Genomic DNA, 20,914 nt, shown 5'->3' on the forward strand with positions numbered 1-20,914 from the left:
TCCGCATGCGCAATCGTCTGATTCTGATCATTGCCCTGGCCGCCGCCGTACTGCTGATTCTGGCGCTGCGCGCACAGCAGGATGCGCGGGTGGCTGACCTCGAGTCGCGTCCCTTGCTGGACGCTGCGCAGCTGGAACTGCTGGCTGCCGCCAGCCAGTTGCAGCTGGCGCGCGGCGAGCTGTCGGCCACTCTGGCCCGCGAGGGTGAGCAATGGACTGTGGCTGATCATCACCATTTCCCGCTGCAGCGTGAACGGCTGGCAGCCCTGCTGCATGCGCTGCGCGGTGCGCGCATCCTCGAGGCGAAAACTGCCAACCCGGCGCACCATGCGCGCCTTGGGCTGGATGCCAGTGCGCCGGCACCGGACAGCCTGCAGCTGACCATCGAGGGTGAGGCCGGTAGCCTGCAACTGCTGTTCGGTGAGCGGGTTGGCAATGGCCAGCTGATGCGTTTTGCCGACCAGGACCAGGTGTGGCTGATCAATCGTCCGTTGCAGACCAGTGTCAGTCCGCGTGACTGGCTGGATCTGCAGGTGGTGCAGCTGCCGCTGGAAGAGGTGCAGGAGGCCCTGTGGCAGCACGCCGATGGCGAGCAGGTGCGCTTTGACAAGGCCTCTGAGGGTGACTACAACCTGCGTCTGGCTGACAGCCAGGAGCCCGGTTACCAGCGCTGGATCAATGGCGTGGTGCTCGGGCTGGTCGGCCTGCGGGCACAGGATGTGCAACTGCGCGAGCAGCTGCAACTGAGTGACACGCCGATGCTGCGCATGCAGCTGCAGACCCGCGCCGGTGATCGGCTGCAGGCCGCGTTGCAGGCGATTGACGGGCGCTACTGGGTGCTGGTCGAGGAGGTCGAGCGGGTGGATGGCAGCCTGCTGCAGGTGAATGCCGATCCGCGCTGGGCGTTCCAGATCGGCATTGCCGAGGTCGAGGCACTGGCCCGTGGCGGTGCCGAGCTGCTGAGCGGACCGCAGCCTGTCGATGAGTACGAGTAAAAAGCGCTGATTTACCTGCATTGAATGCGAAGCCGGCGGTGCCTGTGCATCCGCCGTCTTTCGCTTGCCTGTCATTCGGCTGGCAGTGGCGGCAGGTGCTGCTGCAGCCAGCGCAGCAGCTCGCCGCCCGGCAGTGCACCGCTGACCCGCGCCAGCTCGCGGCCGCCCTGCACAATCAGCAGGGTGGGGATGCTGCGAATGGCAAAGCGTGCTGCCAGTCCCTGGGCCTGTTCGGTATTCACCTTGACCAGCCGTGCGCGCGGTTCGACCAGCGGAGCCGCCTGCTGGAAAACCGGGGCGAACTGGCGGCAGGGGCCGCACCAGGGTGCCCAGAAATCGATCACCAGCGGCAGGTCGGCGCCGGCATGGCTGGCGAAGCTCTGATCATCCAGTTCCAGCGGCGTGCCGGTAAACAGCAGCTGCTTGCAGGCACCGCAGTGCGGCTGCTGGTCGAGGCGTGCGGGGGGCAGGCGGTTCTTGCGATGGCAGTGCGGGCAGGTCAGCAGCATCGGGATGTCTCCAGTCAGGCGCCGGATGGTTCGGTATGCATACTGGATGGGGTGTTTCAGGCTGATTTCAAGGCTGGGTGCTTCAGTTGCGAAGCGCCCAGACGAATTCCTGCTCGCCCTCGGCGTCGATTTTCAGCCAGCGGTCGGCGTCCTCTTCGCCGTCGTCCTCCTGCCAGCCGCCCACCGAGCAGCGTACCTGCTGGCCGATGGCTGCAAACACCGCCAGGGCACAGTCACGGTCGGTAGCCCAGGGCGTGTGCGGGCTGTCGAACCAGATGCTGGCCCACTTGCCGGCGGCCTTGCGCACCACCAGCAGCTCGATGCTTTCGCCGTTCAGCTGCCACAGGCCGCGCCCATGTCCCGATTCGGGCTGGGTCAGGGGGCCAAGGGAAGCCAGCCAGTCAAACAGGGCCGGCAGGTGATCCTCGCGCAGGTAGATTTCGATATCCGGTTGGCGCACGGTGAGTCCTCTTCAGTGGCGTTGCAACAGCAACAGGCGCATGGCGACTTGCAGATCCGCCAGGCCGCTCTCGATCAGTGCCTGCTGGCGTTCGGGATGGCTGCGGAAGCTGTGCGGGGTCATGCCGATCAGATTGGCCAGATCGGTCGCCGGCAGTGACAGAGGATAGCGCAGTAGCTCATCACTGACGATCCCGAAGCCCTCCGGCAGTTCACCGAGCAGGTCAGGGGTCGGATTGACACGGTCATACAGGCGCTGGCGCAGACTCAACAGGTGATCCTCGTGCGGGCCGACCAGCAGCAGCCGGCCGCCGGGGCGCAGCACCCGCCGGCACTCGCCGGCAAACCACGGGCTGAACACGCAGAGCAGCGCGTCGACGCTGGCATCGGCCACGGGCAATCGCGCACTGGAGCCGACCAGCCACTGGATCTGCCGGCTGCGCCGGCAGGCGCGCAGAATCGCTTCCTTGCTGATATCCAGCCCGGCCATCTCGGTATCTGGCAGTGCCTGCTGCAGACGCGCGCTGTACCAGCCTTCGCCACAGCCGATATCCAGCAGCTGGTGCGGCTGGCCCTGCTGCAGCAACTGATTGATCCGCTCGCTGACCGGCAGGTAGTGCCCGGCATCCAGAAAGGCCTGGCGGCAATCGAGCATGCCCGGGGTGTCGCCGGGCTGGCGGCTGCGCTTGTGCTGCACCGGCAGCAGGTTCAGGTAGCCCTGGCGGGCCTGATCGAAGTTGTGGCCAGTGCTGCAGCGCCACTGGCGGTCTTCGGCCTGCAGCGGTTGCTGGCACAGCGGACAGACCAGGCTCAGCACAGCAGCTTTTCCAGGGTGCGCTGGTAAATGTCGGTCAATCCATCCAGGTCGCTGGCACTGATGCATTCGTTGACCTGGTGGATGGTCGCATTGCGCGGGCCGAGCTCCACTACCTGGGTACCCAGGGTAGCGATAAAGCGCCCGTCCGAGGTGCCGCCGCTGGTCGAGGGGGTGGTCGGCTCGCCGGTAATTTCGAGAATCGCTGCGGCTACCGCATCCAGCAGGGCGCCGGGCTCGGTCAGGAATGGCAGGCCGGAGACTGTCCAGTCGACCTGGTAGTCGAGGCCGCGGCGATCCAGCAACTGGTGTACCCGCGCCTGCAGCCCCTCGACGGTGGACTCGGTGGAGAAACGGAAATTGATCAATGCCTCCAGCTCGCCGGGGATCACATTGGTAACGCCGGTGCCGCTGTGGATATTGGAAATCTGGAAGCTGGTCGGCGGGAAGAAGGCATTGCCATTGTCCCACTGCTCGGCGGCCAGCTCGGCGAGGGCCGGAGCGGCCAGATGGATCGGGTTGCGTGCCAGCTGCGGGTAGGCCACATGACCCTGCTTGCCACGCACCAGCAGGCGACCGTTGAGCGAGCCGCGCCGGCCATTCTTCACCACATCGCCAAGCCGGTCGGTACTTGAAGGCTCGCCAACTATGCACCAGTCGATGCCCTCGCCACGCTGGCGCAGGGTCTCCACCACGCGCACCGTGCCATCCAGCGCCGGGCCTTCCTCGTCACTGGTGATCAGGAAGGCAATCGAGCCCCGGTGATCCGGATTGGCCTCGACAAAGCGCTCCACCGCCACCAGCATCGCCGCCAGGCTGCCCTTCATGTCGGCGGCACCGCGCCCGTGCAGCATGCCGTCGATGATTTTCGGTTCGAACGGTGGATTGTCCCAGCGCTCCAGGGGGCCGCTGGGCACCACATCGGTATGCCCGGCAAAGCACAGCACCGGCCCTTCGCTGCCACGCCGCGCCCAGAGGTTGTCGACCTCGCCAAAACGCATCGGCTCCAGGCGGAATCCCAGTCTGGCCAGGCGTTCGCCCATCAGCTGCTGGCATCCGGCATCCGCCGGGGTGGTGGAGTCGCGGGCAATCAGGTCACAGGCCAGGGACAGGGTGGGGGAGAGTTGGCTCATCGGATTCTCATGGGTCGCTGCAGAACGGTCGCCCATTCTAGCAGAGGCATCAGGGCTTCGAGCAGCGCGGCACTGCCGCTATACTGCGACATTCTTCAAGAGGTGACTATGTCGACAGTGGCCCCCCGTTTTGCCGGACTGGCACGCCTGTATGGTGTTGAGGCACTGGCGCGTCTGCAGGCCAGTCATGTGCTGGTGGTGGGAATCGGCGGGGTTGGTTCCTGGGCGGCCGAGGCGCTCGGGCGCACGGCGATCGGCCGGATCAGCCTGCTGGATCTGGACGAGGTCTGTGTGAGCAACGTCAATCGCCAGTTGCCGGCAATGGACGGGCAGATCGGCCGGGCCAAGGTCGAGGTGATGGCCGAGCGGCTGCGCGCGATCAACCCGGCCTGCGTGGTCAATCCGCTGCTGGATTTCCTTACCCCGGACAACCTGCAGCAGTATCTGACTGCGGATATCGACTGTGTGATCGACTGCATCGACAGTGTCGGACCCAAGGTGGCGCTGATCGCCTGGTGCCGGCGCCAGCGTATCCCGCTGGTAACCACCGGCGGTGCCGGTGGCCAGATCGACCCGACCCAGGTGCGCGTGGCTGACCTGTCGCGTACCCAGAATGATCCGCTGGCGGCCAAGGTGCGTTCACAGCTGCGCCGTCAGCACAATTTCCCCAGGGCCGACAGCAAGCGCAGCTTTGGCGTGCCCTGCGTGTATTCCACCGAGCAGTTGCGCTACCCGCAGCCGGACGGTTCGGTGTGCACGCAGAAGGCCTTTGCCGAGGGTGGCGTGCGGCTGGACTGTGCCGGCGGTTTCGGTGCGGTAAGCATGGTCACCGCGACCTTCGGCATGGTCGCCGCCGCCCAGGCGGTGCAGCGGTTGCTGCGCTGACCGGAGGGTCATACCCGGGTTCCCTGCCGACACCCGGACTGCTAGGCTGGCGGCTTTTGTTTCCCGGACAGCCCAGCCATGCATATCCTCTACGGTGTTCCGCACTCCTTCTATACCAGCCGGGTGCGCTGCTATCTGCGCAACCATAACATCGACTTTATCGAGCGCACCCCGGCGCATCCGGGGTTTGCCGAAAGCGTACTGCCGCAGATCCGGCGCGCCATCATTCCGGTGCTGCAGACCGCCGACGGTCAGCTGATCCAGGACAGTGTCGATATCATCGAGTATTTCGAGGCGGCCGGGCAGTCGCCCTCGGCTTGGCCGCAGACCCCGTTGCAGCGCGTGCTGGCGGTGCTGTTCGAGTATTACGGCTGTCAGGTGATGCTCAAGCACGCCATGCACTACCGCTGGTCGTTCCTCGCCGAGCAGCAGGATTTCCTGCGGCATGCCTTCGGCGCCGGCAGTGGCAGCCCGGTGGCGCAGGCCGAGGCGATCATGGCGCGCATGCAGTCCTATCTGCCGGTGCTGGGCATCAATCCGCAGAGCATTGCGCTGATCGAGGACTCCTGGCTGGCGCTGCTGGATCGGCTTGAGCAACTGTTTGCCGGGCAGCCCTATCTGTTCGGTGGCCTGCCATCGATCGCCGACTACGGCCTGATCGGCGCCATGCATGCCCACCTGGGGCGTGATCCGGTGCCGCTGGGCATCCTGCAGCGCCGGGCGCCGGCGGTGCATCGCTGGATCGAGCGCATGCAGGCGCCGGGGCTGGATGTGCCCGAGTATGCCAACGCCGGCGGCTGGGTGACTGACGCCGAACTGCTGCCACGGCTGGCGCCCCTGCTGCAGCAACTGGCTGACGAGATATTTCCCGAACTGGACGACAAGCTGGCGTTTTTGCGCGACTGGATCAGCCGTGAGCAGCCGGCCGATGGCCAGCCGGTATCGGCCAAGCCGCACCAGCGGCAGATCGGCCGGATCGATACCCTGTTCCGTGGGGTGCCGGTAACCGTTGGGGTGGAACCCTATTTGCTATACCTGTTGCAGCGTGCGGCGGATCAGCTGGCGGGGTTGCCCGAGGCAGAGCGCGCCGCCCTGTTGCAGACATTGCAGGGCTATGGCCTGGCGCGGGCGGTGCAACTGGACATGCCGCAGCGGGTCGAGCGTCGCGGCCATCTGGAGGTCTGGGCCGAGCCGCGTTAAGCGGCCCGGCAGGCACGCTCAATCCTCGTCGTTGGCAAAACCGCCGGGCAACTCGGCTTCGTCGACATGCACGCGGATCAGCTTGAACAGCTTGCGTGCGGCGGCCGGCGGCTTGCTTTCGGCAGCTTCGCGCTCGGCCTGGCGGATCAGCTGGCGCAGGGTCTGGCGATCGGCGGCAGCACCCGGATAGGCGTCGAGAAAGGCCTCAAGCTCGTCAGCATTGCCACTCAGCAGGCGGTCGCGCCAGCGTTCCATCTGGTGGAAGTGCCGGGCATGCGCCTGGCTGCTGCTGTCGAGCAGGTCGACATAGGCCTGGATGGCGTCGATATCCTGCTCGCGCATCAGCTTGCCGACGTAGCTCATGTGCCGCTTCAGGGCGCCACGGGCGGTATGCCGGTGGGCTTCGGCCAGCGCCAGACGCAGCTTGTCGGTCAGCGGCAGGCGCTCCAGCTGTGACGGTTTCAGCTCGGTCAGGCGCTTCCCCAGGTCCTGCAGGGCATGCAGCTCGCGCTTGACCTGGCTTTTGCTTTTCTCGTCATCCTGCTCGAAGCCGGTGTCTTCGGAATAGTCACTCATGGCAATCTCTTGGCCTGTACCTGAAAGCCTGCATGATACCTGCTCGCCGTGGCGCTGTCCGGTTGGGTTAGAATGGCGCACCGCAAAGGAGTCAGCATGAATACACAGACCGCCATTCCCGATAACGACCCGCAAGCCCTGCGTGGCCAGCTCGAGCAGCGGGTGGCCTGCATTCTTGAGGAGGCCGCGCGCCAGGGCGCAAGTGCCTGCGAGGTGGCGGTCAGCCAGAGTGCCGGGCTGAGCGTCGGGGTGCGTCAGGGCGATGTCGAGACCGTCGAGTTCAATCACGACCGGGGCTTTGGCATCACCCTCTACCTGGGGCAGCGCAAGGGCTCGGTAAGCACCTCGGATACCTCGGACGAGGCAATCCGGCGCGCGGTCGAGGCGGCACTGGCGATTGCCCGGCATGCCGCCGAGGACCCCTGTGCCGGTTTGGCCGAGGCTGGCCTGATGGCCACGGAACTGCCGGATCTGGATCTGTTTCACCCCTGGCCGGTGGACCCGGCAACGGCGGTTGATCTGGCGCTGGAGTGCGAGGCCGCCGCGCTGGCGCTGGACGGGCGCCTGCAGAGTGATGGCGCGCAACTGAGCAGCCAGCAGGGCTGCCGGGTGTATGGCAACAGCCATGGTTTTATCGGCAGTTCCAGCGGTACCCGGCACAGTCTGTCGGCGGTGATGATCGCCACTGATGAGCAGGGCATGCAGCGGGATTACTGGTATGCAGTGGAGCGGCGGCCGGGCAATCTGCCGGCGCCGGCGGCACTCGGGCGCAAGGCCGGTGAGCGTGCACTGGCGCGGCTCGGCGCGCGGCCAATCAGCACCGCACGGGTGCCGGTGCTGTTTGCCGCCGATCAGGCCGCCGGTCTGCTGGCCAGCCTGACCGGAGCAATTGCCGGCGGCGCGGTATACCGGCAGTCGAGCTTTCTGCTGGATGCGCTGGGCCAGCCGATCTTCCCCGACTGGGTAACCATTGACGAGCGCCCGCACCTGCCGGGCGCGCTGGGCAGTGCGACCTTCGATGCTGACGGTCTGGCCACCCGTGCCCAGGCCTTTGTCGCCGATGGCGTATTGCGCAGCTGGATTCTCTCGACCTATTCCGGGCGCAAGCTGGGTCTGCCAAGCACCGCGAATGCCGGTGGCGTGCACAACCTGCATGTCAGCAGCAATGCCGGTGACCTCGCCGAGCTGCTGGCGGAGATGGGCACCGGGCTGCTGGTGACCGAACTGATGGGGCAGGGGGTGAACCCGGTGACCGGCGACTACTCGCGCGGCGCCGGTGGTTTCTGGGTGGAAAACGGCCAGCTGCAGTACCCGGTCAGCGAGGTGACGATTGCCGGCAACCTGCGTGACATGTACCGCCAGTTACGCTGCGTCGGCAGTGATCTCGAGCGGCGCGGCAACTTCCTCACCGGCAGCTGGCTGATCGATGGCATGACCGTCGGCGGCAGCTGAGGCCGGTAGCGGCCCTGCGTGTAGCTTGCAGTTGCCGCGTGCCTGTATACTGCGGCGTTTCAATTCACCCTCCACGCAAAGAGCATCATGGAACTGGTCCGCGGACTACATAATCTGCGGCCCCGGCACCGGGGCTGTGTGGCGACTATCGGCAACTTCGACGGCGTACATGCCGGTCACCAGACGCTGCTGGGGCGCCTGCGCGCGCACTCGCGGCGCCTTGGCCTGCCCGAGTGTGTGGTGATTTTCGAGCCGCAGCCGCGCGAGTTCTTTGCCCCGCAGGCTGCACCGCCACGCCTCAGCCGGCTGCGCGACAAGCTGGCGCTGCTGGAGGCCGAAGGGGTCGAGCGGGTGCTGTGCCTGGCCTTCAACCGGCGCCTGCGCGAGCTGAGTGCCGAGCAGTTCGTGCAGCAGGTGCTGATCGACGGCCTCGGTGTGCGGCATCTGGAAGTCGGCGATGATTTCCGCTTCGGCTGCGACCGCACCGGCGATTTCGCCTACCTGAAGCAGGCCGGCGCACGTCACGGTTTTACCGTCGAGGCAGCCAACACCATCGTCGACAGTGGCGAGCGGATTAGCAGCACACGCATCCGCGAAGCCCTGGATGCTGCCGACTTTGCCCAGGCCGAGCGCCTGCTGGGCCGCCCGTTCAGCATTTGTGGCCGTGTGTTGCATGGCCAGAAACTGGGCCGCACCCTGGGTGCGCCGACCGCCAATATCCAGCTCAAGCGCCTGAGTGCGCCGCTGCGCGGGGTCTACCGGGTGAGTGTCGAGCTGGCCGGTCAGCGTCTGTTGGGCGTGGCCAACATCGGCATGCGCCCGAGCGTGGCCGGCGATGGCCGTCCGCACCTGGAGGTGCATCTGTTTGATTTCAGTGGCGATCTGTATGGCCGCATGCTGAAGGTGGTATTCCACGAAAAACTGCGTGACGAACAGCGATTCGAATCGCTGGACGCGCTGCAGGCGGCGATCAAGGCTGATTTTGCCGCCGCCCGGGCCCAGTGGGGCCTGCAATCCGACCAAGAGCCTGGACCGAGATGACCGACTACAAAGCGACTCTGAATCTGCCCGCCACGGATTTCCCGATGAAGGCCGGCCTGCCGACCCGCGAGCCGGAAACCCTCAAGCGCCTGGATGGCCTGTACCAGCGCATTCGCCAGATCAGTCAGGGCCGCCCGCCGTTCATCCTGCATGACGGCCCGCCCTACGCCAACGGCAGCATTCATATCGGCCATGCGGTGAACAAGATCATCAAGGACATGATCGTGCGCTCGAAAACCCTGTCCGGGTTCGACGCCCCCTATGTACCGGGTTGGGACTGCCACGGCCTGCCGATTGAGCACAAGATCGAGGTAACCCACGGCAAGCACCTGGAGCCGGGCAAGACCCGCGAGCTGAGCCGTGCCTATGCCGCCGAACAGGTCGAGGGGCAGAAGGCCGACTTTATCCGTCTGGGCGTGCTGGGCGACTGGGACAACCCCTACCTGACCATGAACTATGCCAACGAGGCCGGCGAGATCCGTGCGCTGGGCAAGATGGTCGAGCAGGGTTTTGTGTTCAAGGGCCTGAAGCCGGTCAACTGGTGCTTTGACTGTGGCTCGGCACTGGCCGAAGCCGAAGTCGAATACCAGGACAAGAAGTCCGACGCCATCGACGTGGCCTTTGCCATCGAGGACGCCGACAAGCTGGCCGCGGCCTTTGGCCTGGAAACACTGGCCAGGCCGGCGGCCATCGTTATCTGGACCACCACGCCCTGGACCATCCCGGCCAACCAGGCACTCAATGTGCACCCGGAGTTCAGTTACGCGCTGGTGGATACCGGCGAGCGTCTGCTGGTGCTGGCCGAGGAACTGGTCGAGGCCTGCCTGCAGCGCTATGGCCTTGAGGGCCAGATCATCGCCCGCTGCGCCGGTGCAGCGCTGGAGTTGATCCGTTTCCGTCATCCGTTCTATGCGCGGCTGTCGCCGGTGTACCTGGCCGACTACGTCGAGCTGGGTGCCGGTACCGGTGTGGTGCACTCGGCACCGGCCTACGGCGAGGACGACTTCCGCTCCTGCAAGGCCCACGGCATGAGCAATGACGAGATTCTCAACCCGGTGCAGAGCAACGGGGTGTATGCCAGTGACCTGCCGTTCTTCGGCGGCCAGTTTATCTGGAAGGCCAACCCGGCGATCGTCGAGAAGCTGCGCGAAGTCGGCGCGCTGCTCAAGCATGAATCCATCCAGCACAGCTACATGCACTGCTGGCGGCACAAGACGCCGCTGATCTACCGCGCCACCGCCCAGTGGTTTGTCGGCATGGATGTGGATGTCGGCCATGGCGACAGCCTGCGCCAGCGCGCACTCAAGGCCATCGAGCAGACCGAATTCGTCCCGGCCTGGGGCCAGCAGCGCCTGCACAACATGATTGCCGGCCGTCCCGACTGGTGCATCTCGCGCCAGCGCAACTGGGGTGTGCCGATCCCGTTCTTCCTGCACCGCGAGACCGGCGAGCTGCATCCGCGCACCGTCGAGCTGGTCGAGCAGGTGGCACAGCGGGTCGAGCAGGGCGGCATCGACGCCTGGTTCAACCTGGAGGCCAGCGAACTGCTCGGTGCCGAAGCCGCGCACTACGAGAAGATCAGCGACACCCTGGACGTCTGGTTCGACTCCGGCACCACCCACTGGCATGTAATGCGCGGCTCGCACCCGATGGGGCATGCCGAGGGTCCGCGTGCCGACCTCTATCTGGAAGGTTCGGACCAGCACCGTGGCTGGTTCCATTCATCCCTGCTGACCGGCAGCGCGATTGACGGCCATGCGCCCTATCGCGGCCTGCTGACCCACGGCTTTGTGGTCGACGAGAACGGCCGCAAGATGTCCAAGTCGCTGGGCAACGTGATTGCCCCGCAGGAAGTCAACGACAGCCTGGGCGCCGACATCCTGCGCCTGTGGGTCTCGGCCACCGACTATTCCGGCGAGATGGCGGTATCCAAGCAGATCCTCCAGCGCAGCGCCGATGCCTACCGGCGCATCCGTAATACCGCGCGCTTCCTGCTCTCCAACCTGAACGGCTTTGACCCGGTGCGTGACCTGCTGCCGGCCGAGCAGATGCTTGATCTGGACCGCTGGGCAGTGGATTACAGCCTGCAACTGCAGCAGGAAATCATCGAGGCCTACGACAGCTACAAGTTCTGGAACGTCTACCAGAAGGTGCACAACTTCTGTGTGCAGGAGCTGGGCGGCTTCTACCTCGACATCATCAAGGACCGCCAGTACACCACCCAGGCCGACAGCGTGGCGCGGCGTTCCTGCCAGAGCGCCATGTACCACATCGCCGAGGCGCTGGTGCGCTGGATTGCGCCGATCCTGGCATTCACCGCCGAGGAAATCTGGCAGTACCTGCCGGGTGAGCGTAACGAGTCGGTGATGCTGAACACCTGGTACGACGGGCTGCAGGCATTGCCCGCAGACGCGGCGCTGGGCCGGGACTTCTGGCAGCGGGTGATCGAGGTCAAGACCGCGGTCAACAAGGAACTGGAGAACCAGCGCAATGCCAAGGTGATCGGCGGCAACCTGCAGGCCGAAGTGACCCTGTATGCCGATGCCGCGCTGGCCGCCGATCTGGCGCGCCTCGGCGACGAGCTGCGCTTTGTGCTGATTACCTCCTACGCCACCGTGGCACCGCTCGAGCAGGCCGGCAGTGATGCCGTGGCCACCGAGCTGGCCGGCCTGAAGTTGCGGGTGCTGAAGAGCGAGCATGGCAAGTGCGTGCGTTGCTGGCACTTCCGCGAGGATGTCGGCAGCCATGCCGGGCACGAGGAAGTCTGTGGCCGCTGCGTGGACAACGTGGCCGGCAGCGGCGAGGTACGCCGGCATGCCTGAGCTGCGCCGCAGCGGCCTGTTCTGGTTGTGGCTGTCAGTGCTGGTGATAGCCCTGGACCTGCTGACCAAGTGGCTGGCCGAGTCCAGCCTGACGCTGTACCAGCAGGTGCCGGTGATCGACGGGCTGTTCAGCTTCACCCTGGCCTATAACACCGGCGCGGCCTTCAGCTTTCTGGCCGACTCCGGCGGCTGGCAGCGCTGGTTCTTTATTGCCATTGCGGTGGCGGTAAGCGTCATGCTGCTGGTCTGGCTGGCGCGCCTGGGCCGCGACAAGCGCATTGAGGCGATTGCCCTGGCGCTGATCCTGGGCGGCGCGCTGGGCAATCTGTACGACCGCGTGGTGCATGGCCATGTGGTTGATTTCATACTGGTGCACTGGCAGCAAAGCTGGTTCTTTCCTGCCTTCAACATTGCCGACAGCGCCATCACCGTGGGTGCGGCGCTGCTGATTCTCGACATGTTCCTGCCGAAGAGGGCGTCCGATGAGTGATAAGCGTATTGGTCAGGACAGCCAGGTTACCCTGCACTTCAGTCTCAAGCTGCCGGGTGGCGAGCTGGTTGACAGCACCGCAGGCAAGCCGCCGGCGAGTTTCCGTGTGGGTGACGGCAGCCTGCTGCCGGGCTTCGAGCAAAGCCTGTTCGGCCTCAAGGCCGGTGACCGGCGCAGCTTTGAGATCGAGCCGGAGCGCGGCTTTGGTCCGGGCAACCCGCAGAACATCCAGCATATGCCGCGTTCCAGCTTCAGCGAGATGAAGCCCGAGCCAGGTCTGATGGTGATCTTCCAGGATGCCGCCGGTGGCGAGTTGCCGGGTGTGGTCAAGTCGGTCAGTGACACCAACGTGGAAATCGACTTCAACCACCCGCTGGCTGGCAAGGTAGTGACCTTTGAGGTAGAGATACTCGAGGTACAGTAGCTACAAGCTACAAGCGAGCCGCTTTTCCCTTTTTTCCTGCGAGGCTGTCATGCAGATCAAACTGGCCAATCCCCGCGGTTTCTGTGCCGGTGTCGACCGCGCCATCGAGATCGTCAACCGCGCGCTTGAGGTATTCGGGCCGCCGATCTATGTGCGCCATGAGGTGGTACACAACAAGTTCGTGGTCGAAGACCTGCGCAGCCGCGGTGCGGTGTTCGTCGAGGAAGTCGACCAGGTACCGGATGACGTGATCGTCATCTTCAGTGCCCACGGGGTATCCCAGGCGGTCCGCCAGCAGGCCGCCGAGCGCGGCTTGAAAGTGTTTGATGCCACCTGCCCGCTGGTCACCAAGGTGCATCTGGAAGTGGCGCGCTACAGCCGTGAGGGCCGCGAGTGCATCCTGATCGGCCACGCCGGGCATCCGGAGGTGGAGGGCACCATGGGCCAGTACGATACCGGCAATGGCGGCAGCATCTATCTGGTCGAGGACGAGCAGGATGTCGCCGAGCTGGCGGTGCGCGACCCGCAGAACCTGGCCTTCGTCACCCAGACCACCCTGTCGATGGACGACACCGCGCGGGTCATCGATGCCCTGCGCGCGCGTTTCCCGGCAATCCACGGGCCACGCAAGGACGACATCTGCTACGCCACGCAGAACCGCCAAGATGCGGTCAAGCAACTGGCCAGCGAGTGCGATCTGCTGCTGGTGGTAGGCAGCCCGAACAGCTCCAACTCCAACCGCCTGCGTGAGCTGGCCGAACGCATGGGCACCCCGGCGCACCTGATTGACGGAGCCGCCGAGATCCGCCGCGAATGGCTGGATGGCGTGCAGCGTATCGGCGTCACCGCCGGTGCCTCAGCCCCCGATGTGCTGGTGCGGGAAGTCATCAGCCAGCTGCAAGCCTGGGGTGCCGACAGCGTCGAAGAATTGGCCGGGCAGGAAGAAAACATCGTGTTCAGCGTGCCGCGTGAGCTGCGGGTGACGCAGGTCGATTGAGTTCGTTCAGGACCAGCCGGAAATTCAGGAGCAGTTTCCGGCCAGTGGCGATTCACTTTGACTTGGAGTGTACTCATGAAATTTTCGCAACAAACACGGCTGCATCTTCGTTTCTACGTCTATGGGTTGGTTGATCCGAGAGATCAGAAGATTTTCTACATCGGTAAGGCCTCAGCAAACAACCGAGCCTTTGATCACTTAAAGGCTGCTGCAACGGAATCTAGGAAGAGCCAACGCATTAGTGAAATTCGTGCCGCTGGATGTGAGCCATCGGTTGAGGTGCTTCGCTATGGGCTGGAAACGGAATCAGCCGCGTTCGACGTAGAGGCTGCTCTGATTGATGCTTTCGGACTGGAGAATTTGACCAATTCGGTTAGAGGTCATGGGGTAGATCGTGGCCGTATGCCTGCGGAAGTTGTAGAGCGACTTCACGGCGCCAAGCCGGTTGTGGTTACTGAAATTGATGAGCCCTGCATGGTCTTCTTTATCAAAAATACTTATACGCCAACACAGTCAGAGCAAGAGATATATGACAGCGTTAGGCAGTTTTGGTACCAGGTCTCAGAGAGTAACCGGGAAAATCTTTCATATCGAATCGCACTAGGTGTCGTTGATGGTGTTGTGATCCGCGCTTATTCAATCGCAGGCTGGTTTCCTGCAGGCAGCACGTTTTCAACGAGAAAGTATGAGAGTGAAAGACGGGATAAGTGGGAGTTCGTAGGCCAAAAGATTGATGGGCATGCTTTGGTTGGGCGCCTCCTTGTTGGTGGAGATGGTCTGCCGATTCCCGCAGTACAGAACGGCTATACCTATCTGCAGGGCGCATAACAATTTATTCCAGGAGACGTCCCTAACGAGCCTTCGCTGAGCAAAAAACGTTCTCTGCTAGAGACGCCACCCCGCTTTTGGGTATCTCAGTATCTCACACCCCCACAAGCATAAGCCTGGTGCCACCACCCGATTGCAGGCAGGTGGCAATCAGCGGTATGGCGTCTTCGGAAAATACCTGGTCCATCAGATCGTAGACCCTTTCTATCAGTTCTATTCTCAGGTTCTTCTCCTGTGCGGATATAACCCAGAATCCGCGGTTAAATCTGTTGCCCAGCATTGCTTCCGGTAATACGGCCGGGTCTTGCCAGTCGCAGAGAGTGCAGCTGAAAGGCTGTTTGCCCATACCTAAAATCACAGCGATATCAGTCAGGTCTACACAAACCAGACCCTGTTCCACCAGCATCTGTGCCAGCAGGCCTGCGACCTCCTGCGCCCATGCGTCAAAGTTCGCCGTATCCATGTCTTGCGCGTTGCGTATCTGCCAGGCTTTCCCGTGGAGACTGCGGGGCGCGCTGCTGCCGGGGTCCAGATATATCTGCATTGCATCTTCTGGAATGGGCAACTGTTCCGGCGCGTCAATGGCAATCAGCAGGTCATACCTTGCGCACTCGGATGCATTTTCCTCGCCGTAGCCGTAGCGCATTACCCGCTGACTCCCATCCCGGCAGTTGCGGATAACAACACAAATTCCTGTCAGTTCCGTGGCACCCGCCAGGTAGTCAGTTTCTGGAGGCAGGTTGCTCATTGCTTGCTCCCGTGTTCAATTCGCATGGCAAACTCCTGTCGCAGGCCCTGCAGTAGCCCAATTTCATTAACCGGCTCATCAAGGGCCCTGAAGCGTCTTACCACTGTGCTGAAATCCCCCGGAGTCAGTTGCATATCCCGCAGCGAGCGGCGCAGAAACTCACCTTCCAGGCGCAATGCGGGCTTGCCGATCACCCGCTGAAAGAATTGGCAGGACTGTTCCGGGGTCAGGTAGTCGAAGCGGATCTTCAGGTCGAAGCGCCGCAGTGCGGCCTGATCAATCAGTCGTGTACGGTTGGTGGTCATGATCAGAATGCCCTGATAGCGCTCCATCTGCTGCAACAGCTCATTGACCTGACTGACCTCCCACTGGTGTCGGCTGTGGTCACGGGAATAGAGCATCCCATCGGCTTCGTCGATCAGCAGAACCCCGCGACATTTACTGGCCTCCTGGAATGTGGCGGCAATATTGCGTTCGGTTATTCCAACATAGGCACTGAGCAGATCAGAGGCACGGCGTTCGATCAGTGGCACCTTCAGCTCTTCGGCGAGGTGACGGGCAAACTGGCTCTTGCCGGTGCCTGGTGGCCCGAACAGACAGAGGCGACCGGTGCGGCTCCTGCCCAGCGCCCTGAGCACACGCCCCAGATTCTGGTCTGCGTTGGCCAGGGCGGGATCAAACGGAATCTCCGATGACGAACCCTCGACGCAAGTCGGGCTTAGCGTCAGCCCCAGTGCCGAGCCCAGCCCCTCAAGCACTTGTTCTGCCGCCGATTCGGCAGTCTCCGCATCGGTGCAGTTCATCGCCCTTACCACTCGAGCGGCCGTTGCCAGGTGTGCCGCCTGCAGGTCAGATGGCTCGCCCAGTTTTTGCAACCAGCGTTCGGTGACCGGCTGACCGGCAAAGGCCTGTCTGGCCATTTCAGTTCGTTGTTCCAGACTGAGTGCGGGCATTTCGATAATCAGGTCGAAACGGCGGATAAACGCAGATTCAAACCAGCACGGATCGTTGCACAACCACAGGATTGGGCGCGGGTTTTCCTCAAGGATGTTATTGATCCAGGCCTTCTGGCCGGCGCTTTCGCTGCCACAGAGGACGTCGTCACATTCATCGAAAAGCAGCAGGGACGACGTGTCCCGGGCGAGCAGGCTCTGACAGTAGCGATACGAGCTGAAGCGCTCAGTGGCGGGCACAGGCAATCCGCGATTATCCGCACTGCGGATTTCATGCAGGGTTACCTGGAGCAGATTGGCCAGCGCACGCGCAAGCTGGGTTTTGCCTGTGCCTGGCCGACCATGGATCAGGATATTCACGCCAGGCAGGTTTTCCTCCAGAGCTCCCTGCAAAAAGCCAGTCAGGGTGTTGCGCACGTTGGCCAGGTGAGCAAAGTCATCCAGCTCATGATGTAGCGGGCGATCATGGTCGCTGTACTGGCGCTGCATGACGGTTGCCGCATCAGCGTGGTGGAACAGCACATCCGCCAGCCCCGTCGCTAACTCAAGGGGGCCATTGCGATAGCTTGATGGCGGAACCATCAGGCCAGACCCAATCAGCCGGCTTTGGCTGGAAAAGACTTCACGCAGCTGAGCCTCTGGACGCTCCAGCATGAAGGCGATCAGCGCCGCAAAGGCGTGTATGCCCTGGCTATCCTCGGTCAGGTTGAAGACATCCCGCATGCCGGGGATCAGGTCCCGATACACCATGAGTGCCAGCACGTCGCATTCCACAGGGCTCAGCCCTAGCAGATGCTCAAGCGTAGCCAGGTTGTCTTCCAGCACAAAGGGATGGTTTGCGGGCTGGCTGGCAAGTTCGTCGCGGGTTTCCAGCAGTTGCCGCAGCAGCAGCTGCGGTTTGATCGCTTCATCATCCAGGGGGCTCATGCCCAGCAGTTCCAGAATGCTCGCATCCGGACCCAATGGGTGCGCCGCCATGGCTCGGTAGCCCTTGCCCTCGATCAGCGCCCTCAGTGCCCACTGCGCGGCCTGGGATAAATCCGGACTGGAAGGAAGTGGGCGGGATCTTCCCCGACGCCCCTGGCTGGCTGTTGCTCGCGGTATGGCCATGATGACTCCTTGGGTGCGATGACAGGTTCAGGATACGGCTGGGGTGCGACGTAATGCGTCGCGAGTGGCTGGATGGCGTGCAGCGTATCGGCGTCACCGCCGGCGCCTCAGCCCCCGATGTGCTGGTGTGTGAAGTCATCAGCCAGCGGCAAGCCTGGGGCGCCGATAGCGTCGAGGAGCTGGCCGGGCAGGAAGAAAACATCGTGTTCAGCGTACCGCGTGAGCTGCGGGTGACGCAGGTCGATTGAGTACGTTCAGGGGAATCAGATCAACAGAGTTACGTCCCGTCAGGCTCCTGCAGCCATGCCGGGATATCCCGCAGGCTGTGCAGTACACGCCAGACGTCGATGTGGTCGGCGCCTTCGATGTAGAACACCAGGTAGGGATAGCGATCCACAGGACAGGCGCGCAGTCCGGGCAGATTCAGTTCGTGGGCATAGCGAGGTGAGCCGGCGGTGGGGTGTCTGCCAATCTGCGCGTAAGCGCGTTCCAGTGCATCGATAAACCCGAGCGCAACGGTCTTGTTGGCTTCTCTAAGGTAATAATCTATGACGCTGTCGACATCCTGATTGGCCTGCTCACGCGGGACAACAGGTTTGCATGTCACGCTTTTGAAGTGCCATTGGTGGTGTTGCGCACCCGCTCCCGCAGTGCTTCGAAATAGCTGGCGTCAGCGGTTGACGCCGGTGCCGTAGCGGCGCCGGCCAACAGCAGGCTACGCAGTTGCTGGCGATCCTGATCCTTGCGGATCAATTCACGCACGTACTCGCTGCTCGTGCCGTAGCCGCGTTTGTTGACCTGCTCGTCCACAAAGGACTTGAGGGTGTCGGGAAGTGAAATATTCATTGTGCTCATGCGGAAAGCCTAGGCGCGTTGGCAAAATTTGGCAAGCTACATCAGGGAAGCTCTAGCATAGAGCTAATTACTCTGCTCAAGCCTTTCATCGGATGGCTTTTCAGGTCGTTCTGCCACTGATCAATTGATTCCAGACATGGGCTCCAGCGCAGCCATGCCAAGCAATGCCCTGGCTTGTCCGTGGATATGCTCACGCCAGCTGACAGGCTGCAGCACATCAATGCTGGCCCCGAACCCCATGATCCACCACAGCGTTTGCTGGTCATTGGGCACACTGCCTTCCAGCAACACCCAGCCTTCGGCATCCGGCTCCGACAGGCGCTGATCTGCACAGAGCGGGGTTTCTGCCAGCAGCCAGGCCACTGTCGAGGTGATGCGTGCCTGCAACTTGACCGGCTCCTTCTGCAACGGAAAACCAAAGGCACCCTGGTCGATATAGCCCTGAACATTGAACTCCGGCTGTGCCCGGTAAGGCTGTGCGCTTGGGCGGGCACTGCGGAATCGGTGCAGGGCGAACTGACGGATATCGTCGTAGTCATTGGCAGTAGCCAGCAGGTACGAGCTGCTATCGCGGGTGACCAGGCCGAGCGGGTGCAGGGTGTAGCTTTTCAGTTCGCCCTTTAAGCGGCTCAGGTACTCGACATCCAGGGCGTAATTGTTGAGCAGGGCATCGGTGAGCTGTTCCCAGATCGCCGGATCAATCTCTGCCGGTATCAGTGATTTGCCATTAGGGATTGCCCGTACGCGCTGGCTCCACTTGGCAAAGCCGTTGGTCTGCATGCTTTCCAGATGCTTGCGGGCCGTCTCGAACCGATAGCTGATCTTGTCCATCGCCACCTTTGGCAATAACCCGCGCACAGCCTCTTCGGCCATCACCAGCGTCAGCGCGGTCACTGTGTCCATCGCCGGCAAGTCACTGCTGTAGTGGCGCATATAACTCCACTTGTAGGGCTTCTCATCCTTGTTGCAGATCAGCGGAAACTGCTCGGCCAGCTTTTCCAGATCACGTTGCAGTGAGCGCGGCGTCAGGTTGTAGCCCTGCTCTTCAAGACGCAGCTGAATCGTGGTGGTGCTCAGGCTGTGCGGTGCACGGGGCAGCATCTGCAGAATCGCCAGATGGCGGAAAAGGGTAGGGCGTTGGCTCATGGAAGACTCCGCTTCAAGGGTGCGACCTGCTTTGTCGCATGCGGGGATTATCTTGTCAGAGCACAGCAGAGGGAACCAGCATGGCGCTGATTGATTGCACGAATTGTGGACGGCGGATCACTGATCAGGCGGTTTCCTGTCCGGGTTGTGGCGTGGCGATGGACAGATTCGGCAAGTCAGGGCTTGAAGCACGGGCAGAATCGCCCGTGCAGTCAAATCCGTTTGGCCTTTGGCTGGTTTTGGCTGTTGCCTTTGCGCCTTTTGTTTTTCTCTGGTTGCTGTTGGGCTAGGGTGGCAAGCAGCGGGCATTCAGTGTGCGCCGCCAGATGGTTTTCCGGCACTCAGGGTTTTCAGGGAGCAGCAGCATGGGTTGGTTCAACCTTGGCAAGCAGGACAGGGATGGTAAGCAGGTCCGTATCGAGCACCGAGGCAGGCACCTACGGGTCAGCCGTACCGGTGGAGTCTCGTTGCGTGCCCAGACCAAGGCTGCCGGACTCAATCTGACGGCCAATAGCCGGCACGGTGTGCGGGTGTCGCGAAGCCTAGGCAGAAACACCCAGATGGCGCTGCAGAATGGCCGGCTGGTGTTGCGTGGCCGCTATGGAAACGGGCCGACAAAGCTGAACATGTCCAAGTCCGGTTTTACCTTCTCCAGCAAAAACCAGCTGGGCACCTTTAACTGGGTCAAGCCCGGTCGCTCATCCGCCAAGCTGTTCGGCGTTCAGGTGCGTGGCCGCAAGGCGGCCAATGCCCATCTGGCATTTATGCTGGTCAGCCTGCTGGTGACCATGACAGCAGCATTGTTGGGAATGCTCCTGCTACTGCTGCAATGGTTGATGGCCTTGGGCAGCATTTGCTGGCGCCTGCTGCTGCAAATACCTGATCGCATTCTGGACTTGAAGCAGTGGTTTGCTGATCGGCGGTTGCAACGGGCGCGCGCGGCCCTGCCTGCTGCAGGTGTGCAGCAGATAGCCGCCTGGCCAGCTGCCAATCAATATGCCGCCGTGGCGCTGATCTTTCTTGGCTGGGGGCGGGGAGACTCAACCAGCCAGGCTGTGCCAGCAATCACCCGGCTGTTCCCGTCCGGGGAGCCGAGTACTGATTCGCTGGCGAGCAACGCTGACTGGCCTGGCGTCGCGGATGCACTGGAGTCGCTGCTGTCTGACGAGACTTCGGCCAGCAACAGGGCTCGCCAACTGGCGCTGCTGGCCGAGATCGGCAAAGCGGCAGCCACCCGTATTCAGCCGGAGCAACTGCCGGCACTGGTCATGCAACTGGATGAACTGGCATTGCAGCAGGGTGACAAGACCTGTCTGCAGGAGCGCATGGTTGGGGTGTTTTGTGATGCGGCGGGGTTGCGGATGGTTACAAGCACTGGCTGGAACCCATGATCATGTCGCGGGTTGATATTTCCGGCTTTAACCGGATATGGGCTCTTGATATTTTGAGCAACGTCACATCAAGGCTGACCGTTGTA

22 protein-coding genes and 1 pseudogene are annotated in these 20,914 nt (G+C 62.8%); 13 read left to right on the forward strand and 10 right to left on the reverse strand.

The annotated features are described in order from the left end of the window. The first annotated feature begins 5 nt into the window (after positions 1-5). Positions 6-995 carry a DUF4340 domain-containing protein gene (locus BMZ23_RS00495; protein WP_093471246.1) on the forward strand — a complete coding sequence of 330 codons (990 nt, stop codon included), beginning with the start codon at positions 6-8 and terminating at the stop codon, positions 993-995. 71 nt (positions 996-1,066) lie between these two features. Here BMZ23_RS00495 and trxC read toward each other — a convergent pair whose 3' ends face one another. The 4 genes from trxC to dapE form a co-directional block, all read right to left on the reverse strand. Further along, positions 1,067-1,504, reverse strand: coding sequence for a thioredoxin TrxC (gene trxC, locus BMZ23_RS00500; RefSeq protein WP_093471249.1), 438 nt, complete (start codon positions 1,502-1,504; stop codon positions 1,067-1,069). An 82-nt stretch (positions 1,505-1,586) separates the two neighbouring features. Then, complete coding sequence (locus tag BMZ23_RS00505) at positions 1,587-1,964, reverse strand: hypothetical protein (RefSeq protein WP_093471252.1); 378 nt, start codon at positions 1,962-1,964, stop codon at positions 1,587-1,589. A 12-nt stretch (positions 1,965-1,976) separates the two neighbouring features. Further along, the gene (locus tag BMZ23_RS00510; RefSeq protein ID WP_245748075.1) at positions 1,977-2,780 is read right to left on the reverse strand and encodes a putative RNA methyltransferase; all 804 of its coding nucleotides are present in this window, start codon (positions 2,778-2,780) and stop codon (positions 1,977-1,979) included. Then, entirely contained in the window at positions 2,774-3,910 is a 1,137-nt protein-coding gene (gene dapE / locus BMZ23_RS00515) for a succinyl-diaminopimelate desuccinylase (RefSeq protein ID WP_093471258.1), read from the reverse strand. The genes BMZ23_RS00510 and dapE overlap by 7 nt, the downstream gene beginning before the upstream one ends. A gap of 108 nt (positions 3,911-4,018) precedes the next feature. Here dapE and tcdA point away from each other — a divergent pair, with 108 nt between their 5' ends. Next, positions 4,019-4,795: a tRNA cyclic N6-threonylcarbamoyladenosine(37) synthase TcdA gene (tcdA, locus tag BMZ23_RS00520; RefSeq protein WP_093471261.1), complete on the forward strand. Its 777-nt coding sequence runs from the start codon at positions 4,019-4,021 to the stop codon at positions 4,793-4,795. 78 nt (positions 4,796-4,873) lie between these two features. Then, positions 4,874-5,995, forward strand: coding sequence for a glutathione S-transferase family protein (locus BMZ23_RS00525; RefSeq protein WP_093471264.1), 1,122 nt, complete (start codon positions 4,874-4,876; stop codon positions 5,993-5,995). Positions 5,996-6,013: 18 nt separating this feature from the next. Here BMZ23_RS00525 and yjgA read toward each other — a convergent pair whose 3' ends face one another. Beyond that, positions 6,014-6,571, reverse strand: a complete 558-nt coding sequence (yjgA, locus tag BMZ23_RS00530; RefSeq protein WP_093471267.1) for a ribosome biogenesis factor YjgA — start codon at positions 6,569-6,571, stop codon at positions 6,014-6,016. A 96-nt stretch (positions 6,572-6,667) separates the two neighbouring features. Here yjgA and pmbA point away from each other — a divergent pair, with 96 nt between their 5' ends. The 7 genes from pmbA to BMZ23_RS00565 all read left to right on the forward strand — a co-directional run bounded on the left by pmbA (position 6,668) and on the right by BMZ23_RS00565 (position 14,625). Further along, on the forward strand, positions 6,668-8,023 hold the full coding sequence (gene pmbA / locus BMZ23_RS00535; protein WP_093471270.1) for a metalloprotease PmbA: 1,356 nt from the start codon (positions 6,668-6,670) through the stop codon (positions 8,021-8,023). Positions 8,024-8,110: 87 nt separating this feature from the next. Beyond that, entirely contained in the window at positions 8,111-9,064 is a 954-nt protein-coding gene (gene ribF / locus BMZ23_RS00540; protein WP_093471273.1) for a bifunctional riboflavin kinase/FAD synthetase, read from the forward strand. Beyond that, positions 9,061-11,886, forward strand: coding sequence for an isoleucine--tRNA ligase (gene ileS, locus BMZ23_RS00545; RefSeq protein ID WP_093471276.1), 2,826 nt, complete (start codon positions 9,061-9,063; stop codon positions 11,884-11,886). Before ribF ends, ileS begins: the two co-directional genes overlap by 4 nt. After that, positions 11,879-12,376, forward strand: a complete 498-nt coding sequence (lspA, locus tag BMZ23_RS00550; protein WP_093471279.1) for a signal peptidase II — start codon at positions 11,879-11,881, stop codon at positions 12,374-12,376. The genes ileS and lspA overlap by 8 nt, the downstream gene beginning before the upstream one ends. Further along, positions 12,369-12,800, forward strand: a complete 432-nt coding sequence (gene fkpB / locus BMZ23_RS00555) for an FKBP-type peptidyl-prolyl cis-trans isomerase (protein WP_093471282.1) — start codon at positions 12,369-12,371, stop codon at positions 12,798-12,800. Before lspA ends, fkpB begins: the two co-directional genes overlap by 8 nt. A gap of 49 nt (positions 12,801-12,849) precedes the next feature. Beyond that, on the forward strand, positions 12,850-13,797 hold the full coding sequence (gene ispH / locus BMZ23_RS00560; protein ID WP_093471285.1) for a 4-hydroxy-3-methylbut-2-enyl diphosphate reductase: 948 nt from the start codon (positions 12,850-12,852) through the stop codon (positions 13,795-13,797). A gap of 75 nt (positions 13,798-13,872) precedes the next feature. Then, positions 13,873-14,625 (forward strand): LEM-3-like GIY-YIG domain-containing protein, encoded by a 753-nt coding sequence (locus BMZ23_RS00565; RefSeq protein WP_093471288.1) that lies wholly within the window; start codon positions 13,873-13,875, stop codon positions 14,623-14,625. A 94-nt stretch (positions 14,626-14,719) separates the two neighbouring features. Here the strand turns inward: BMZ23_RS00565 and BMZ23_RS00570 are convergent, their stop codons facing one another. Both BMZ23_RS00570 and BMZ23_RS00575 read right to left on the reverse strand, forming a co-directional pair. Then, positions 14,720-15,373 carry a hypothetical protein gene (locus tag BMZ23_RS00570; RefSeq protein ID WP_093471290.1) on the reverse strand — a complete coding sequence of 218 codons (654 nt, stop codon included), beginning with the start codon at positions 15,371-15,373 and terminating at the stop codon, positions 14,720-14,722. Further along, complete coding sequence (locus BMZ23_RS00575) at positions 15,370-17,436, reverse strand: AAA family ATPase (RefSeq protein WP_093471292.1); 2,067 nt, start codon at positions 17,434-17,436, stop codon at positions 15,370-15,372. Before BMZ23_RS00575 ends, BMZ23_RS00570 begins: the two co-directional genes overlap by 4 nt. A gap of 65 nt (positions 17,437-17,501) precedes the next feature. Here BMZ23_RS00575 and ispH (BMZ23_RS00580) point away from each other — a divergent pair. Further along, positions 17,502-17,684 (forward strand): annotated as a pseudogene (ispH, locus tag BMZ23_RS00580) (4-hydroxy-3-methylbut-2-enyl diphosphate reductase); the annotation flags it as partial. Between the two features lie 29 nt (positions 17,685-17,713). On the opposite strand, the gene BMZ23_RS00585 reads toward ispH (BMZ23_RS00580), so the two are convergent. The 3 genes from BMZ23_RS00585 to BMZ23_RS00595 all read right to left on the reverse strand — a co-directional run bounded on the left by BMZ23_RS00585 (position 17,714) and on the right by BMZ23_RS00595 (position 19,437). Beyond that, positions 17,714-18,043 (reverse strand): type II toxin-antitoxin system RelE/ParE family toxin, encoded by a 330-nt coding sequence (locus BMZ23_RS00585; protein WP_093471298.1) that lies wholly within the window; start codon positions 18,041-18,043, stop codon positions 17,714-17,716. Then, a complete protein-coding gene (locus tag BMZ23_RS00590; RefSeq protein ID WP_093471301.1) occupies positions 18,040-18,291 on the reverse strand; it encodes a type II toxin-antitoxin system ParD family antitoxin in 252 nt (83 codons plus the stop codon). The genes BMZ23_RS00585 and BMZ23_RS00590 overlap by 4 nt, the downstream gene beginning before the upstream one ends. A gap of 120 nt (positions 18,292-18,411) precedes the next feature. Further along, positions 18,412-19,437, reverse strand: a complete 1,026-nt coding sequence (locus tag BMZ23_RS00595; RefSeq protein ID WP_093471304.1) for a helix-turn-helix transcriptional regulator — start codon at positions 19,435-19,437, stop codon at positions 18,412-18,414. 80 nt (positions 19,438-19,517) lie between these two features. Here BMZ23_RS00595 and BMZ23_RS14765 point away from each other — a divergent pair, with 80 nt between their 5' ends. Both BMZ23_RS14765 and BMZ23_RS00600 read left to right on the forward strand, forming a co-directional pair. Then, complete coding sequence (locus BMZ23_RS14765) at positions 19,518-19,727, forward strand: zinc ribbon domain-containing protein (protein WP_143069535.1); 210 nt, start codon at positions 19,518-19,520, stop codon at positions 19,725-19,727. A 75-nt stretch (positions 19,728-19,802) separates the two neighbouring features. Further along, entirely contained in the window at positions 19,803-20,828 is a 1,026-nt protein-coding gene (locus BMZ23_RS00600) for a hypothetical protein (protein ID WP_093471306.1), read from the forward strand. Positions 20,829-20,914: the final 86 nt, after the last annotated feature.

Source organism: Halopseudomonas yangmingensis (genome assembly GCF_900114825.1).
GTDB classification, from domain to species: Bacteria; Pseudomonadota; Gammaproteobacteria; order Pseudomonadales; family Pseudomonadaceae; genus Halopseudomonas; species Halopseudomonas yangmingensis.

Excerpts from the sequence above, each read along its gene's own strand:
- BMZ23_RS00495 (WP_093471246.1), top strand. The coding sequence starts at position 6 with ATGCGCAATCGTCTGATTCTGATCATTGCCCTGGCCGCCGCCGTACTG.
- trxC (WP_093471249.1), bottom strand. The coding sequence starts at position 1,504 with ATGCTGCTGACCTGCCCGCACTGCCATCGCAAGAACCGCCTGCCCCCC.
- dapE (WP_093471258.1), bottom strand. The coding sequence starts at position 3,910 with ATGAGCCAACTCTCCCCCACCCTGTCCCTGGCCTGTGACCTGATTGCC.
- tcdA (WP_093471261.1), top strand. The coding sequence starts at position 4,019 with ATGTCGACAGTGGCCCCCCGTTTTGCCGGACTGGCACGCCTGTATGGT.
- BMZ23_RS00525 (WP_093471264.1), top strand. The coding sequence starts at position 4,874 with ATGCATATCCTCTACGGTGTTCCGCACTCCTTCTATACCAGCCGGGTG.
- yjgA (WP_093471267.1), bottom strand. The coding sequence starts at position 6,571 with ATGAGTGACTATTCCGAAGACACCGGCTTCGAGCAGGATGACGAGAAA.
- pmbA (WP_093471270.1), top strand. The coding sequence starts at position 6,668 with ATGAATACACAGACCGCCATTCCCGATAACGACCCGCAAGCCCTGCGT.
- ribF (WP_093471273.1), top strand. The coding sequence starts at position 8,111 with ATGGAACTGGTCCGCGGACTACATAATCTGCGGCCCCGGCACCGGGGC.
- ileS (WP_093471276.1), top strand. The coding sequence starts at position 9,061 with ATGACCGACTACAAAGCGACTCTGAATCTGCCCGCCACGGATTTCCCG.
- lspA (WP_093471279.1), top strand. The coding sequence starts at position 11,879 with ATGCCTGAGCTGCGCCGCAGCGGCCTGTTCTGGTTGTGGCTGTCAGTG.
- fkpB (WP_093471282.1), top strand. The coding sequence starts at position 12,369 with ATGAGTGATAAGCGTATTGGTCAGGACAGCCAGGTTACCCTGCACTTC.
- ispH (WP_093471285.1), top strand. The coding sequence starts at position 12,850 with ATGCAGATCAAACTGGCCAATCCCCGCGGTTTCTGTGCCGGTGTCGAC.
- BMZ23_RS00565 (WP_093471288.1), top strand. The coding sequence starts at position 13,873 with ATGAAATTTTCGCAACAAACACGGCTGCATCTTCGTTTCTACGTCTAT.
- BMZ23_RS00570 (WP_093471290.1), bottom strand. The coding sequence starts at position 15,373 with ATGAGCAACCTGCCTCCAGAAACTGACTACCTGGCGGGTGCCACGGAA.
- BMZ23_RS00575 (WP_093471292.1), bottom strand. The coding sequence starts at position 17,436 with ATGGCCATACCGCGAGCAACAGCCAGCCAGGGGCGTCGGGGAAGATCC.
- BMZ23_RS00590 (WP_093471301.1), bottom strand. The coding sequence starts at position 18,291 with ATGAGCACAATGAATATTTCACTTCCCGACACCCTCAAGTCCTTTGTG.
- BMZ23_RS00595 (WP_093471304.1), bottom strand. The coding sequence starts at position 19,437 with ATGAGCCAACGCCCTACCCTTTTCCGCCATCTGGCGATTCTGCAGATG.
- BMZ23_RS14765 (WP_143069535.1), top strand. The coding sequence starts at position 19,518 with ATGGCGCTGATTGATTGCACGAATTGTGGACGGCGGATCACTGATCAG.
- BMZ23_RS00600 (WP_093471306.1), top strand. The coding sequence starts at position 19,803 with ATGGGTTGGTTCAACCTTGGCAAGCAGGACAGGGATGGTAAGCAGGTC.